This window comes from Comamonas sp. B-9 (assembly GCF_000410635.1).
Lineage (GTDB): Bacteria > Pseudomonadota > Gammaproteobacteria > Burkholderiales > Burkholderiaceae_C > Comamonas.
On the sequence record NZ_APCR01000560.1, the window covers coordinates 1 to 272 of the forward strand.

General features: G+C 50.0%; 1 rRNA gene. It reads right to left on the bottom strand.

Features of this window, described 5'->3' with window-relative positions:
- Positions 1–227, bottom strand: a 16S ribosomal RNA gene (locus H928_RS0105400); the annotation flags it as partial.
- Positions 228–272: the final 45 nt, after the last annotated feature.

Consider the following 272-nt stretch of genomic DNA (forward strand, 5'->3'; position numbering starts at 1 on the left):
CAGCCGCTCTAGTAGCGCAAGGCCCGAAGGTCCCCTGCTTTCATCCTTAGATCTCATGCGGTATTAGCTACTCTTTCGAGTAGTTATCCCCCACTACTAGGCACGTTCCGATGTGTTACTCACCCGTTCGCCACTCGTCAGCATCCGAAGACCTGTTACCGTTCGACTTGCATGTGTAAAGCATGCCGCCAGCGTTCAATCTGAGCCAGGATCAAACTCTATAGTTCGATCTTGAATTTAAAGTCTCTCGACTACTCACTCACTTGACGGAA